This window comes from Bradyrhizobium sp. Bra64 (assembly GCF_024519875.1).
In the GTDB taxonomy this organism is placed as follows: domain Bacteria; phylum Pseudomonadota; class Alphaproteobacteria; order Rhizobiales; family Xanthobacteraceae; genus Bradyrhizobium; species Bradyrhizobium japonicum_G.
This window is the reverse complement of record NZ_JALJRD010000002.1, coordinates 431,965-446,240: the sequence shown is the minus strand read 5'-3', so window position 1 is coordinate 446,240 and position 14,276 is coordinate 431,965. Positions and strand designations below refer to the sequence as shown.

The window sequence follows — 14,276 nt, the reverse complement described above, 5'->3', positions numbered from 1 at the left end:
CTAGCCGCCCCGATCGGCAAAGCCGCTCTTTCGCGGCAACAGGATCGTGAACTCCGTGAACGCGCCGGGCTCCGTCGCGACGTCGATCGTACCGCCGTGCTGCTTCACCACGATGTCGTGGCTCATCGACAACCCGAGGCCGGTGCCTTCGCCGGCGGGCTTGGTGGTGAAGAACGGGTTGAACATCTTCTCCTTCACCTCGCGCGCAATGCCGGTGCCGTTGTCGCGGATGCGGATCTCGATCTTGTCGCCGCGGTCGCGCGTGGCCGCGATCACCGTCGGCTCGTAATCGGCGGTGCCGTTGTCCGTTTTTCGCTTGGCGACCGCGTGGAAGCCGTTCGAGATCAGGTTCAGCAGCACCCGGGTGATCTCCTGCGGGAACACTTCGGCTTGCCCGGCCTCGGGATCGAGCTCGCGCTTCAGCGTCACGTCGAATAGCGGCTTCTCGGCGCGGGCGCCGTGATAGGCGAGGTTGAGGCTCTCCTCGACCAGCGCGTTGATGTCGCTCAGCCGGTGCTCGCCGCCGCCTTCGCGCGAATGCAGCAGCATGTTCTTGACGATGGAATCGGCGCGCCGCCCGTGCTGCACGACCTTCTCCAGATTGTCCTTCAGAAGCCCGGTCAGTTCGTCGACTTCGCTGCGGACGTCGTGCGCGAGCCGGACGGGCGTCAGCACTTCGTTCAGCTCATCGGTCAGCTCGGCCGAGAGCGAGGCAAAATTGTTGACGAAGTTGAGCGGGTTCTTGATCTCATGCGCGATGCCGGCGGTGAGCTGGCCGAGCGATGCCAGCTTCTCGGTCTGGATCAGCCGGTCCTGCGCGGCGCGCAGATCCTCGAGCGATTTGGCAAGCTCGCTGGTGCGGTCCTGCACTTCGTTGAACAGGCGCGTGTTCTCGATCGCGATGACGGCCTGGTCGGCAAAGGTCTTGAGCAGGTTGAACGCCTTGTCCGGGAAAGCTCCGGGCTGCGGCCGTGTGACCGCAATGGTGCCGATCGCAACGCCGTCGCGCAGCATCGGCACGACCAGGATGCTGCGATAGCCTCGTATCCGCGCCAGCTCCCTCATGGCGTCCGTGAGGTCGGGTTCGCTTTGCATGTCGCCCCGGAACGCGAACTCTCCGCTCGTCGCCACGCGGCTGTGAATTCCCGGCGACGACAGCGGCGCCGGAAAGGAGCTGAGCAGATCCGCGTTGCCGGCTTCGTTGTCGGTGGTGAAGGCGGCCAGATGCAGCATGCCGTCGATGACGCGGGTGACCGTCGACGAATGTCCCCCGACCAGCGCTTTGGCGCTGTCGGAGATCGCCTGGAACACCGGCGTGACGTCCGCAGGCGAAGCCGCGATCACCTTAAGGATGTCGGCGGTTGCGGTCTGCCGTTCCAGCGCTTCCCGTGTGGCGTTGAACAGGCTGACATTCTTGATCGCGATCACCGCCTGGTCGGCGAAGGTCTGGAGCAGCCGCACATGATGCAAGGTGAACGCGCCGGTCGCGCGGCGCGTGGCGATGATCACGCCGATGGCCTCGCCCTCGCCCATCAGCGGCGCGAACAGCATGCTGCGATAGCCGCGGGCGCGCGCGATGTCTCGCGCGGCCGGCTCGAGCTCGGTGTCGGGCAGTTGCGCCGCCGCACCATCGGCCACGAGCTGGTAGGGCGGGAACTGCGCGAACGGCACCGGGAATGAGGCCTGGAGCGCGCGGTCGCCGGCGGCATCCGTCGGCGTGAACGCGGCAAGATGCGCGGCGCCGTCGATGTAGCGCAGCACTGCGGTGGAAAAGCCGCCGATCAGCCGGTTGGCGTTGGCGGCGATGGCGTCGAACACCGGCTGCACGTCGGACGGCGAAGCGGCCATGACTTTGAGAATGTCGGCCGTGGCGGTCTGGCGCTCCAGCGTCTCGCGCGTCTCGTTGAACAGCCGCGCATTTTCGATCGCGATCACGGCCTGGTCGGCAAAAGTCTGGAGCAGCTGCACGACGTCGGCTGCGAACGCGCCGGGCTCGGCGCGCGTCACGCTGATCATGCCGACCGGTGTGCCACGGTTCATCAGCGGCATGAACAACACGCTGCGGAAGCCGCGCAGCCGTGCAAGGTCCCGGTTCAGCTCCGGGACGCCCTCGGCTTCGCTATCGGGAAATTGAATCGTCTCGCCGCCACGCACCAGCGCAAAGGTCGGAAAGTCCGCAATCTTGCGCGGGAACGCCGCCTTGAGCCCCTCGTCCGCCTCGAGGCTGGTTGGTGTATAGGCCACGAGGTGCAGCTCGTCCTCGATGAACTGAAGCACGGTGGCGGAAAAGCCGCCGAGCAAACGTTTGGAGCTGGACGCGATCGCCTCGAAGACCGGCCGGGCGTCGGAGGGCGAGGCCGCGATGGTGCGCAAGATCTCGGCACTGGCGCGCTGACGATCGCCGGCGATCGCAAGCTCGCTTCGAAGCTGCGCATTCTCGGCCGTGGCCGACTGCAATCGGCGCTCGAGTTCCTCGATATCGATGAAAGGCGTGGTCATTCGCGATCCGGCTTGATACCGCGACGTTCGCGGCACCAAGGCGGATTATCATATCTCCTGCGGCCGGGGCCAGCGCCTGCGACAGCAAGGTTTGCCGCCAAAACCGGCCGGGCTCACGTGCCGGGCCGCGACACCTCGGTCTCCTTGCTGGTGATGAACTCCAGCAGCACAGGGGTGCCTTCCTGCGTCTTCTGGATGCCGCGCTTGATCGCGGGGATGATGTCCTCAGGCCTGGTCACCCGTTCGCCGTAGCCGCCGAAGGCGCGCGCCATCGCGGCATAGTCGCCGGAAATATCGGTCGAGCGATATTTCTCGGTCGAAACCGGCATCACCTTCAGTTCGATCGCCATCGAGAAATTGTTCAGCAGGATCGACATGATCGGGATGCGCTCGCGTACCGCGGTCTCGAAATCCATGCCCGTGAAACCAATCGCCGCATCGCCCCAGACGTTGATGCAGAGCTTGTCGGGCTTTGCGAGCTTGGCGCCCATTGCAAGCCCGAGGCCGTAGCCGAGCTGCGTCGTCTTGCCCCAGCCGAGATAGGTGAGGGGCTCGACCGATTTCCAGAACGGCGAGAGCTGGTCGCGCGGGCTGCCGGCATCGTGCGTGATGATGGTGTTGTTGATGTCGACGGTGTGCTGCAGGTCCCACAGCACGCGATAGGGGCTCAAGGGCGCGTCATTACTGGTGAGTTTCGGCATCCATTTGGCCAGCCACTCCTTGTGCGAGGCCGCGATTTCGGCCGTGACCGCGGATGCATCGCGATCCGCAGTGATCGTCCTGCCGATCTCCTCCAGCAGCGCGTCGAGCACGAGCCCGGCGTCGCCGACGAGGCCTATTGTCGCCTCCACATCCTTGTTGAGGTGGTTGGGGTCGAGCGTCGAATGGATGATGGTCTTGCCTTTCGGCATCGCGATGCCGAAGTTTGTTTCGGTGAAGGAGCAGCCGATGCCGAAGATGACGTCGGCTTCAGCGAGGAATTTCGGCACCGCGCGCGGGACCGCGAGGCCGCCGGAACCGAGCGAGAGCCGGTGGGTTTCCGGGAACGACGATTTGCCTCCCAAGCTGGTGGTGACGGGGATGGCCAGCCGCTCGGCGAGCCGTTTCAGTTGCGGCCAGGCCTGCGCGTAATGCACGCCCTGGCCGGCATAGATCACCGGACGCCTGGCGTTGACCAGGAGGCCTGCTGCTTCCTTCACATGCACGGGATCGGCACCGTAGCGGGTGCGCAGCACCGGCGTGTAGTTCAGCGGCTCCGGCACCTCCTCGTTCCACATGTCCGAGGGAATCTCGACGATGACGGGACCGCCGCGGCCGTTCTTCAGTTTCGTGAAGGCGCGGCGAAAGATATTGGCGACCTCGGCAGCAAGGATGATCGGCTCGGAGGATTTCGCGAACGGCTTCATCGCCTCGCTGGAATTGAAGTTCGGCTCGATATGCGCAAGCCTGCGTTGATAGCCCATTGGCAGCACCAGCACGGGCACGGATTCGCCGTAGCATTGTGCGACGCCGCCCATCGCGTTTTCCGCACCGGGCCCGTGCTGCATGCAGAACGCGCCGATCGAACGCCCGGACGTCACCCGCGAGATCGCATCCGCCATGTGGATGCCGACGCGCTCCTGCCGCACCATCACGGGCCGGATCTCGGCTTTCGCCGCATGCTCGATCAGATGGTTGACCGGATAGCCGCAGAGGATCTCGATCCCCTCACGCTTCATGATTTCCGCGATCGCGGTGCCGAGCTTCATGGCGTCTCTCTCCCTGGCGATGCCGGTTGGTCCGGCCGATTAGGGAGAGAGGATCAGGAAATGGGAGGAGGGTAAAGCGCGGGCAGAGGATAGTCGCGGTAGGTCAGCTATGCAGCGAGCCGCGATCCGGGCCACGAAATTCCTATTTGCAGTTTTTGCAGATCGTCAGCCTTCGCCTCAGCGCCTCATCCTCCTCATCGAACGATGACTGGCCGGCGAGGCCTTTTGCTGTGCGTGAACCGGCAGGCGGCGTCACCTGACTGGCGGCGTCATTGTCATCGACGGTGCCTGCGCTGAAGCCATCATAGTCGGTGGCTGGAGTCTGCGCCGATGGAAGCCCGCCGATCGCGGGTGGCGAAGCCTCTCGGCTGGATGCCGCTGGATGCTTCCTGGAATTTTTGGCACCCGCGCGCGGCGGGGATGCATCGGGCCGAGCAAGCGACACCGGAGGGGCGACCGAGGTCTGTCCTCTCGCGCTGTCATGCGACCAGACGCCGGCAAACACGAGGCCGAGAGCCAGGAACGTCACGCGTCTCATCCGCATCCTCAAACAGCTTTGGTTCAATGGCCTGGTCGCGCCACGCCGCGGCGGACAATATCAGCAGCCCGATGGCCGTCAAAATTGGCCGAAATGGGGAACTCGCGCGTTCGTCGGACGGAACATGGTTCATGGAGGGTAACGATTTCGATCCCGCCTTGGGACGGGCGGTGAACTTCGAAGAAGAATTTAACGCTTGCGCCCTAATTTGCGCTCGCCATGAGTGACCAGGTCGTCCACAGCGAGGTTCAACCGTTTTCGGCGCGCGCGGCGCTGCCCTGGATGGTGAGCGTCGGCGTCTATGTCCTGCTGCTGATCCTCGGACCACGGCTGCTCAATGATCCCGACACCTACTCTCATATCGAGATCGGGCGCTGGATCATCGCGCATGGCGCGTTGCCGGAGAGCGACTCGTTTTCCTTTTCGATGCGCGGCGCGCACTGGATCACCTTCGAATGGCTCTCGGAGGTCATCTATGCCGGCGCCTATGCGCTTGGCGGCTGGCCGGGCGTCGTCGTCCTCGCCGCCGCCGCGATAGCGCTCGCCTTCGGGCTGCTCACCTTCTTCCTGCTGCGCGAGCTTTCGCCGACCCATACGCTGCTGATGGTGATCGCGGCCGTTATCCTGCTCGCACCGCATATGCTGGCGCGGCCACACGTGCTGGTGCTGCCGCTGATGGTGATCTGGGCAGCTGCCCTGGTGCGCTGCATGGATCGCGGAGGGCTTCCGCCATACTGGGCCTTGCCGTTGCTGGTGCTGTGGGCCAATCTGCACGGCAGCGTGATCCTGGCGCTTGGACTGATCGGCCCCGTGGGGCTCGAGGCGCTGCTGAACGCAAAGCGAAGCGAATGGCCGCGCGTCGTGCTGCGATGGCTGCCATTCACGGCTCTCGCGGTCGCCGCGGCCTGCCTGACGCCCCATGGGCCTGAGCCGCTGCTGATGCCGCTGACGACGCTCGGCCTCGGCCAGGCGCTCGGCTGGATATCGGAATGGCGACCGCAGGATTTCAGCCATATCAGCTTCTTCGAACTGCTGCTGCTGGGCGGCATCTTTGCGCTCTCGCGCGGCGTGACGCTGCCGGTCGTGCGGGCATTGGTGGTGATCGGCTTGCTCCATTTCGCGCTGGCGCAGATCCGCAATGCGGACCTGCTGGCGCTGCTGGCGCCGCTCTATCTGGCGGCCCCGCTCGGGCGGAAATTCGGCGGACCGGCCGGGGAGGATACCGCCGGCACGTCGCGCGGCCTCGGTGTCGCCGCGCTCGGAGTGCTGGTCGTGATGAGCGGCGCGGCCCTGGCGCGCGACGTGCGGCCGGCTCCGATCATCACGCCTGCGGCTGCCATCGCTCAAGCCGACCTCGCCAGGACGGGGCCCGTGCTCAACGATTATTCCTTCGGCGGCTATCTGATCTTTGCCGGCATTCCCACCTTCATCGACGGTCGCGGCGAACTGTTCGGCGGGGCGTTCATCAACCGCTACAATCGTGCCGTGGCGCTGGTCGACCTCGGCGATTTTCTCAAGCTGCTTGACGACTACAAGATCGGCGCGACGCTGCTCACGCCGAAGACGCCGGCGGTCGCGTTGCTCGACCGGCTGCCCGAATGGCAGCGCGTCTACAGCGACGATGTGGCGGTCGTGCACAAGCGGCGAGATGCGCCGCAAAAATAGGTCAAGCGGTCCCGAAGGCGGCGTATTGGCCACCGAGCGACACGCCACTGAGGGCATCTTCCAGACGCCGCGCCGGTTTGGTGTCCCAGGGGAGCAGCAGGAAATGGCGCGCGCCGATCTCGCGCAAGCCGCCCGCAGCCATCAACTTTCGCGTCGTGCCGGCACTGAGCAGGACGGCGTCCCGGTCGAACTCACAGCGCGCGACGGCAAGACGCGTCAACGGGTTGTACGGATTGTGCTCGATCACGCAGACGAGCCCCCCGGGGCGCACCACGCGCCGCATCTCGGCGATGAAATCCGGCCATTCGCGCGGCGCGATATGGTGCATCACGCAGACCGCCGTGACCAGATCGAAGCTGGCGTCGTCGAAAGGAAAAGTGCGGCCGTCGAACTCGCGGTAGTCGACTGCACTGTTGTCAGCCCGAGCCTGCGCCAGGCTGGCCGACGAAACGTCGATGCCGTTCAAGCGGCCGACCATGCCGTGCAGCAGGGGATGGAGGCTGCCGACGCCGCAGCCGACGTCGAGCATTTCGGGCTTCTTCGCGTCCAGCCGCCGCGCGATCAGATCACGCAGCAGATCGGCTTTCGCGCGCATGAAGAAATGATGCGGCAGGCCGGAGAAGTCGATCGAGGATTGGACCACCTCACGATAATTGTCGTGATAGCCGTCGAAGAGTTCGGTCATGCGCCGGGTCACTCGTTGACGGCGTGGATCGCCGGTGCGTCCGCCGCCTCGTTGCGATCGAAGCCGGCTCGCGTCTGCACCACATAGAGCGGGCGTCGTTTCACCTCGGCATGGATGCGGCCGACATAAAGCCCGACGATGCCCGTCATCAGCATGTTGATTCCACACAGCAGGGACACGACGACGATCGTCGAGGACCAGCCGGTCACAAGGTGACTGTCCTGGCTGAGCCACAACACGACCACCCAGCCGCCGTAGAGCAGCGCGAGTCCCGAGACCGTCAATCCGCACCAGATTGCGAACCGCAGGGGCAGATCGGAAAAGCCGAGTGCGGCGTTCATCGCGAGCCGCACCATCTTGAGCAGCGGATATTTGGTCTCGCCCGCCGCGCGCTCGAGGCGGTGGAAGGCGACCTCGGTCTGGCGGAAGCCCAGCCAGGCGATCATGCCTCGTACGAAGCGGTCCTGCTCCGGCATCTGCCGAAGTGCGTCCAGCACCTTGCGATCGATCAGGCGGAAGTCGCCGACATCGGCGGGGATGCCGACCGAGGACATCTTGCCGAGTAGCCGGTAGAACAGATGCGCGGTCGCACGCTTGAACCGGCTTTCGCCTTCGCGCGACAGGCGGCGGGCGTGGACGATGTCGTTGCCCTCCTGCCATTTTGCGATCAATTGCTCGATCACTTCGGGCGGATCCTGCAAATCGGCATCCATCACGATGATCGCGTCACCTTGCGCGGCGTCCATGCCGGCGGTGATGGCGACCTGATGGCCGAAATTTCGCGACAGGCCGATATAGCGAAACCGCGGGTCGCGCGTGGCGAGCGACCGCAGCACGATCGAACTGGAATCGCTGCTGCCGTCGTCGACGAAGATCGCTTCGGCCGGCCCGTCGAGCCGGGACAATACCTGTTCGAGCCGGCGTAGCAGCACCGGCAGCACGGCTTCCTCGTTGAACACGGGGATGACGAGGCTGTAGCGGATCGATCTGAAACTGGCCGCCATGCGGAAGAGCCCAACTCGGTTCAAGGAGCGGGAGTTTAGTTCGTCGGTGGTTAAGGCGGCCTTGCCGCAACTGTTAAGGATCTAGGGCTCTGGGGCGATGCAGCCGGTCGACCCGCCCGAGAGCCGGGAGGCGCAGCCGGATGGTGACGCCCGATTAACCACGCTGTGCGGTCTAGGACCTGCGGCGGATCCTGTAGAGAACAAATCGCTCCGACGTGTCCAGCACCTCCAGCAGATCGGGAAGCGGGTTCGCGGCCGGCGGTCCAAGCATATAGAGATAGTCGTAATCCCGGTACCAGGTGCGGACAAAGGGCGGCACGTCTGCAGGCGGCTGGCTGGTCGCAATCGCGGCAAGCAGGTCTGCCGGCACCGGTCCTCCGTAGGGAATGGCAAGACGGCGTACGGTCTCGCGCGCCCGCACCGGCTGCTTGCCCGCTTCCGTGAATAAATTGGGCACGAACGCGTTGGCATAGTGCACGGCCAGCGTTGGCGCATAATACATGGGATACGAGGTCAGGTCGGCGAAGGGCGGATCTCCATTGTCGCCCGTGCTGCCGACGAGGACGCGTGAGCCGCGATCGATCTTGTCGAACGAGGCGACGATAGCCGCAAAGTCGGCGCGGTAAGGCAGCCACACCGCGAGCACGACGGCGAGGTTGACCAGGATGACGCCGCTGATCGCCGCGAGCGCCGCCATTCGCCATGCCCGGCTGGGCAGCGACAGCGAACAGAATGCCGGCAGGATCAGTGCCGCTGCGGGAATCATGCGGAGGTCGACAAACGAGGTTCCAAACAGCTTCGAGGGAATGGCCACGTAGAGGAGCGCAAAGCCGATCGCGATCCAGATACCGGCTGCCTCGAGCTTGAGAAAGCCACGTCTTGCGGCGAAGAGCAGCGCGATCATCAGCACCAGCCCGGTCGTTGCCGCGACCGTCAGATTATAGCCGTTCATGATGCGGAGCGGCCAAATCGGCTTGAATTCGAGGAACCAGTTCGTGCCTTCGCTTCCGATCGAGCCTGCGGTCATGTGCATGACCCCGAATAGAGCCAGCGCCGGCATGGCCAGCGCGCCGAGCCGTACCGCTGTGTCGCGGTACGATATCCGCCGGTGGCCGATGCGCCAGAGCTCGTAGAGGCCAAGCGTCGCGCCGTAGATGCCGAGCGAAAAGAAATGCGCCGCATACAGGGCGGCGACAAAGACCACGTTGGCAACGAAACGCAGCGGCCATGGGCCATCTGCCAGCATCAGATAGACGGCGATGCCGCAGAGCGCGAGGCCCAGTCCGAACTCGAAGTTCACGAAGCCCCAGCTGAACGGCAGGCAGTAAAGGAAGGCGAGCGCAGCGAAGCCGGCGAGATGGACCCGTCCCTTCCGGGCCCGTTCGAGCAAAAGCGCGCCCCCGACTATCAGGAATTGGCTCAGCAGCAGAAACAGCCGTGTGGCGTTCTCGACGCTCATCAGCCGCGCCAACTGCGGGACCAGCAGATCCATTCCAAGGTTGGGATAGAACGCCCAGGCCACCTCGTAATGCGGATTGGCGCTGGGGGTGCCGTTCTGGCTCAGAATATACATGCGGGCGAGGTGATTGGGATAATCGACCATCGCGGGAATAGGGGTCAGCAGCACCGGCAGGAACGAGACGGCCGCCAGCACGGCAAGAACGGTGATCGCCACGGATCGGTCCGAGCCAGGACGCGCCCGGATTGTCAGGATTGGCCTATCGGAAGTCACCATGTCGGGCCGCGGGATTTGAGTTTACGCTCTTGGCGCAAGAGCACGACACAATGCCATAGCGCGAACATCGTAAAGAACAAGCGTCACGCAGCAATTGAGCGTCGTTGCCTTGCGCTCAACATCAGGGAAACGGAAACTCCGCCGTGTTTGGGCCGTCGCATTAACGGAGGGGCAATTTTACCCCGCTAGCGTGGCAAGTGCGCCTTGGCATGGGTCCCGGCTCATGGCCTTCAATCTCATCTCGCGTCGCTCTACTCATTCTCCTCCAACGCGCGCCGCAGCCTGCGGATGATGACGCCGCGGGCGCGGTCGTCGGCGGCGGCCGCGACCTTGTCGCTGATGTCGAGCATCAGCTCCGACCTTTCGTTGTGCCAGTCGAGATGCGTGACGGCCTCGGGCGCCAGCCGGCGGCGATGGTCGACGTCGAGCACGCGCGGCTCGGGCGCCTCGAGCTCGTAGATGTCGTCGAGCAACGGCTGATAGATCTTTGCGGCCGGAAGAATGCGTTCGCCCAGCCGTTCGGCAAGACCGGCGATCGCATCCTGTTCGCCATGGGTGAGGAACAGGCCGCGGGCGATCGGGCGGCGCGCCGCGATCCAGCCGGCGATGCCGACGGCATCGGCATGTCCGGAATATTCGTCGATCACCCGGATGCGTGCGGCGACCCTGATCTCCTCGCCCTGGATCCGCACGGCCTTGGCGCCATCCTGGATGAAGCGGCCGAGCGTGCCGTGCGCCTGGAAGCCGCAGAGGAGCACGGTCGCGCGCTCGTTCCAAAGCCAGCGCTTGAGGTGATGGCGGATGCGGCCCGCGTCGCACATTCCGCTGGCGGAGATGATGATGTGAAAGCCGGTCAGGCGCATGATCGCCTTGCTCTCGGCAACCGTCTCGGTGAATTTGAGATGCGGAGAGTTGAGGAGGCGATCGACGTCGACGCTGGAATCGAGGCTCGCGGCATGCTGGCGAAAGACTTCGGTCGCATGGATCGCGAGCGGGGAATCGAGGAAGATCGGCGCCGCCGGAACTTCGCCGCGTTCCATCAGGTGTACGATATCAACGATCAGCTCCTGGGTCCGCTCGACCGCGAAGGCGGGGATCAGAAGGGCACCCTTGGCCGCGGCCGCGTCGCGGATCTCGCTTGCGAGGTGTTGCCGGCGTTGTTCGGGCGTCGTGACTGCGCGCACGCGGTCGCCATAGGTGGACTCGCAGATGACATAGTCGAGGTCCACCGGCGCCTGGGGATCGGGCTGGAGCAGCTTTGCTTCTGGCCCGACGTCGCCCGAGAGCAGGACGCGCAACGGGCGTTCCCGGCCGTCCCGGTCGAATTCCAGCTCGATCGAGGCGGAGCCGAGCAGGTGGCCGGCGTTCCAGTAGCGCGCGCGGACGCCGGGGATCACCTCGGTCCAGCGCTCATAGTCGATCGGGCGGAACGATTGCAGCGATGCCGTCGCATCCGCCTGCGTGTAGATCGGGGCGACCTCCTTCCGTCGGCGCGCCACATTGCGCCGGTTGAGCTGCGTGACCTCGGACTCCTGGATGCTGCCGGCGTCCGGCAGCATCCAGGAGCAGAGGTCGATCGTGCCGCGCGTCGCGATGATCGGGCCGTCGAAACCTTCGCGCACGAGCTTCGGCAGCAATCCGCTGTGATCGATATGGGCGTGCGTGAGCAGCACCGCCTGGATGTCGGCGGGCCGGAAGGGAAAGGCGCCGTAGTTGAGTGCCTTGAGCGTCTTCTGTCCCTGGAACAAGCCGCAATCGACCAGGAAGCGCCCCTTCGCGGTCTGGAACAGGTAGCTCGAGCCGGTCAAGGTGCGGGCGGCGCCGCAGAATCGAACAGTCACGCTCATGTCGTCGTCTCCGGCGGAGGTGTCGGGTTGAGCTCGCGCTCGAGGGCAGTGGCCAGAATTTCGTCGAGCGCGATCGCGTTGGTCGGATGCGGCACGCTGTCGCTCGAGCGAATGGAGCGGATGCCTGCATCGGCGAATGCGACGATCATCGCGGGCTGAAACAGCGCATGCGTCACGACCGAATCGACGGCGCTTGCGCCCATCGCTCGCAATGTCGTCGCTGCGACCATGAGCGTCGTCCCGGAGGAGACGATGTCGTCGACCATCAGCGCCGGCCGCCCCGCGAGCAGGGTGTCGTCGGCAAAGTCGATCTCAACGGAGCGGTCGCCGCGCCGCAATTTTCGCGCGACCGTGTGCTGCAAGTCCAGCCGCTTCGCGAGGTCTCGCACCCAAGGCTCGGATTCGGCATCGGGGCCGATCACGACGGTTGCCGGATCGATGCCGGCCTTCGCCAGCGTTTTCGCGATCGCCGGCATTGCCGACAGGTTCTCCGCCTCGATGCCGGGAAACACGGCGACGATGTCGGACGTGCGGTGCAGGTGCGCGTCCACGGTGACGACGCGATCCACGATCTCCGCAAGCAGAGCGCCCATGGCGTGCTGGCTGATGGCCTCGCCCGCATGAAACGCAATGTCTTGCCGCATGTAGCAGAGATAGGGGGCGACCAGGACCAGCCGCTTTGCGCCGCCGCGTCGCAGCGCCTCCGCGGCGAACCGCAGCGCGATCAGCTTGTCATTGGGTTGATCGAGCGCGGCATAGAGAATGGTGGTGTCGGCCGCCGGCGCGACCGTTACGCGCAGCTCGCCGTCCGGGAAGCGGTGCAGGCTGATCTCGTCGCAGGCAATCCCAAGCCGCGCCGCGAGACGCTTCGCGGCCTCGGTGCCGAACGGCAGGGTCTGGAACGCGACGGTGCTCACGACGCCGTCTTGCCCGGGAGGGTGTCGTGACCATCGACGGCGTAGCCGTTTTCCGCTGCCGCGGCGGAGGCTGCCAGATCATGCTCGGGCCGGTCGAAGGCGTAGACGCGATAGAGCGGCTCGCCCTGCTCGACGCGGTCGCCGATCTTCTTGAACAGGCGGATCCCGGCGCCCTTGTCCAGCGGTGCGCCGGCGGTGCGGGCGAGCCGGTTCAGCCGCAGACAGTCGATCGCGGACACCGTGCCGTCATGCGCCGCCTTGACGTCGAAGCCGAGCGATCCCAGTTCGGTGCTGCATGTCGACGGTCCCTGGGCGTCGATGATCTTCTGCATCTGCTTCAGCGCCGCGCCGCTCTCGAGCAGCTCTCGTGCCCGCGCATAGCCGGCGCCGCCGCGCAGCTTCGGATCGTATTCCAGCAGATGGGCGGCCAGCCGCAGCGATTTCTCGCGCAAGTCGCGCGGGGCATCCGGCTCGTTGCCGAGCACCGCCATCACATCATTGGCCTCGAGCACCGGCCCGATGCCGTTGCCGATCGGCTGGCGGCCGTCGGTCGTGATCACTTCGACCGTGCGGCCGAACCGGTCGCCGACGAATTCGAACAGCTTTCGCAGCCGCATGGCGTCGACGGCGCCGGTGACCTTCGCGGTCGGCCCGACCGGAATGTCGATCAGCAGGTGCGTCGAGCCCGCCGCGATCTTCTTGGACATGATGGAGGCGACCATCTGCTCGCGGGTGTCGAGGCTCAGCGGGCGCTCGACCGAGATCAGGACGTCGTCGGCCGGCGACAGGTTCACGTGTCCGCCCCAGATCAGGCAGCCGTTGCAGGCCGACACGATCGCCTTCATCTCCTCGACGCCGACGTTCACCCGCGCCAGAACCTCCATCGTGTCGGCGGTGCCGGCGGGCGAGGTGATGGCGCGCGAGGAGGTCTTGGGGATCGGCAGGCCGTGCGCGGCGACGATCGGCACCACCACCATCGAGGTGCGATTGCCGGGAATGCCGCCGATGCAGTGCTTGTCGACGACGACAGGGTCCGGCCACACCAGCTGCGTGCCGGCCTGGGCCATCGCCCCGGTGAGGGCCAAGAGTTCATCGCTGGTGATGAAGCTCGCCGAACCGATCAGGAAGGCGGCGATCTCCATGTCGGAGTAGCGATAATGCGCGAGGTCGTTGATGATCGCGCTGATCTCGGCCTGGCTCAGGGTTCGGCCGTGGATCTTCGCGCGCACCGCTTCGAGACTCTCGGGCGGCGTGGCGGGCGTCACCGTGACCAGCGCGCCGACCGGTTCGGCGAAACGGTGGAATGCGGGCTCGGAGAGGCCGATCTCGTCCTGGGCCGCCAAGGTATCGTCGTCCGTGATCAGCAGCGTCGCCAGCAGTACCTTGCCATCGAGACGGAGCTCGACGCGGCTGAAGCCGCGAAAGATCTCCGCGCGCAATGCCTTGGATTGCCTGGAGATGACGACGACGTTCTCACGGCCGGTATCGAGGCGAACGCGGCGGATTTTCAGTTGGGAGTGCGGGATGTCTGCTTGCATGGACGGGCCGGCAGGAAGGAAGCTTGGCCTCCATGCTTAGCCGTCGCAGTGCCGCTGCTGTTGACCCAGATCATGGTCTGCCACGCTGGCAGGCCCGCGT

General features: G+C 65.3%; 9 protein-coding genes. 1 reads left to right on the top strand and 8 read right to left on the bottom strand.

Annotation, left to right across the window (positions count from 1 at the left end):
* Together NR187_RS09630 and NR187_RS09625 are read right to left on the bottom strand one after the other, a co-directional pair.
* Nucleotides 1-2,499, bottom strand: a complete 2,499-nt coding sequence (locus tag NR187_RS09630) for a GAF domain-containing protein (protein ID WP_211382935.1) — start codon at nucleotides 2,497-2,499, stop codon at nucleotides 1-3.
* A gap of 113 nt (nucleotides 2,500-2,612) precedes the next feature.
* Nucleotides 2,613-4,247: a thiamine pyrophosphate-requiring protein gene (locus NR187_RS09625; protein ID WP_211382936.1), complete on the bottom strand. Its 1,635-nt coding sequence runs from the start codon at nucleotides 4,245-4,247 to the stop codon at nucleotides 2,613-2,615.
* Between the two features lie 757 nt (nucleotides 4,248-5,004).
* Here NR187_RS09625 and NR187_RS09615 point away from each other — a divergent pair.
* A complete protein-coding gene (locus tag NR187_RS09615) occupies nucleotides 5,005-6,450 on the top strand; it encodes a hypothetical protein (protein ID WP_211382937.1) in 1,446 nt (481 codons plus the stop codon).
* Nucleotide 6,451: 1 nt separating this feature from the next.
* Here NR187_RS09615 and NR187_RS09610 read toward each other — a convergent pair whose 3' ends face one another.
* The 6 genes from NR187_RS09610 to NR187_RS09585 form a co-directional block, all read right to left on the bottom strand.
* A complete protein-coding gene (locus tag NR187_RS09610; protein ID WP_211382938.1) occupies nucleotides 6,452-7,135 on the bottom strand; it encodes a class I SAM-dependent methyltransferase in 684 nt (227 codons plus the stop codon).
* A gap of 8 nt (nucleotides 7,136-7,143) precedes the next feature.
* Nucleotides 7,144-8,139, bottom strand: coding sequence for a glycosyltransferase family 2 protein (locus tag NR187_RS09605; protein ID WP_211382939.1), 996 nt, complete (start codon nucleotides 8,137-8,139; stop codon nucleotides 7,144-7,146).
* A 172-nt stretch (nucleotides 8,140-8,311) separates the two neighbouring features.
* Nucleotides 8,312-9,874, bottom strand: coding sequence for a hypothetical protein (locus NR187_RS09600; protein WP_256806345.1), 1,563 nt, complete (start codon nucleotides 9,872-9,874; stop codon nucleotides 8,312-8,314).
* Nucleotides 9,875-10,125: 251 nt separating this feature from the next.
* Nucleotides 10,126-11,721 (bottom strand): MBL fold metallo-hydrolase, encoded by a 1,596-nt coding sequence (locus NR187_RS09595; RefSeq protein WP_211382941.1) that lies wholly within the window; start codon nucleotides 11,719-11,721, stop codon nucleotides 10,126-10,128.
* On the bottom strand, nucleotides 11,718-12,638 hold the full coding sequence (locus NR187_RS09590; protein WP_256806344.1) for a ribose-phosphate pyrophosphokinase: 921 nt from the start codon (nucleotides 12,636-12,638) through the stop codon (nucleotides 11,718-11,720). The genes NR187_RS09595 and NR187_RS09590 overlap by 4 nt, the downstream gene beginning before the upstream one ends.
* Nucleotides 12,635-14,176, bottom strand: coding sequence for a thymidine phosphorylase family protein (locus tag NR187_RS09585; RefSeq protein ID WP_256806343.1), 1,542 nt, complete (start codon nucleotides 14,174-14,176; stop codon nucleotides 12,635-12,637). The genes NR187_RS09590 and NR187_RS09585 overlap by 4 nt, the downstream gene beginning before the upstream one ends.
* Nucleotides 14,177-14,276 lie beyond the last annotated feature (100 nt).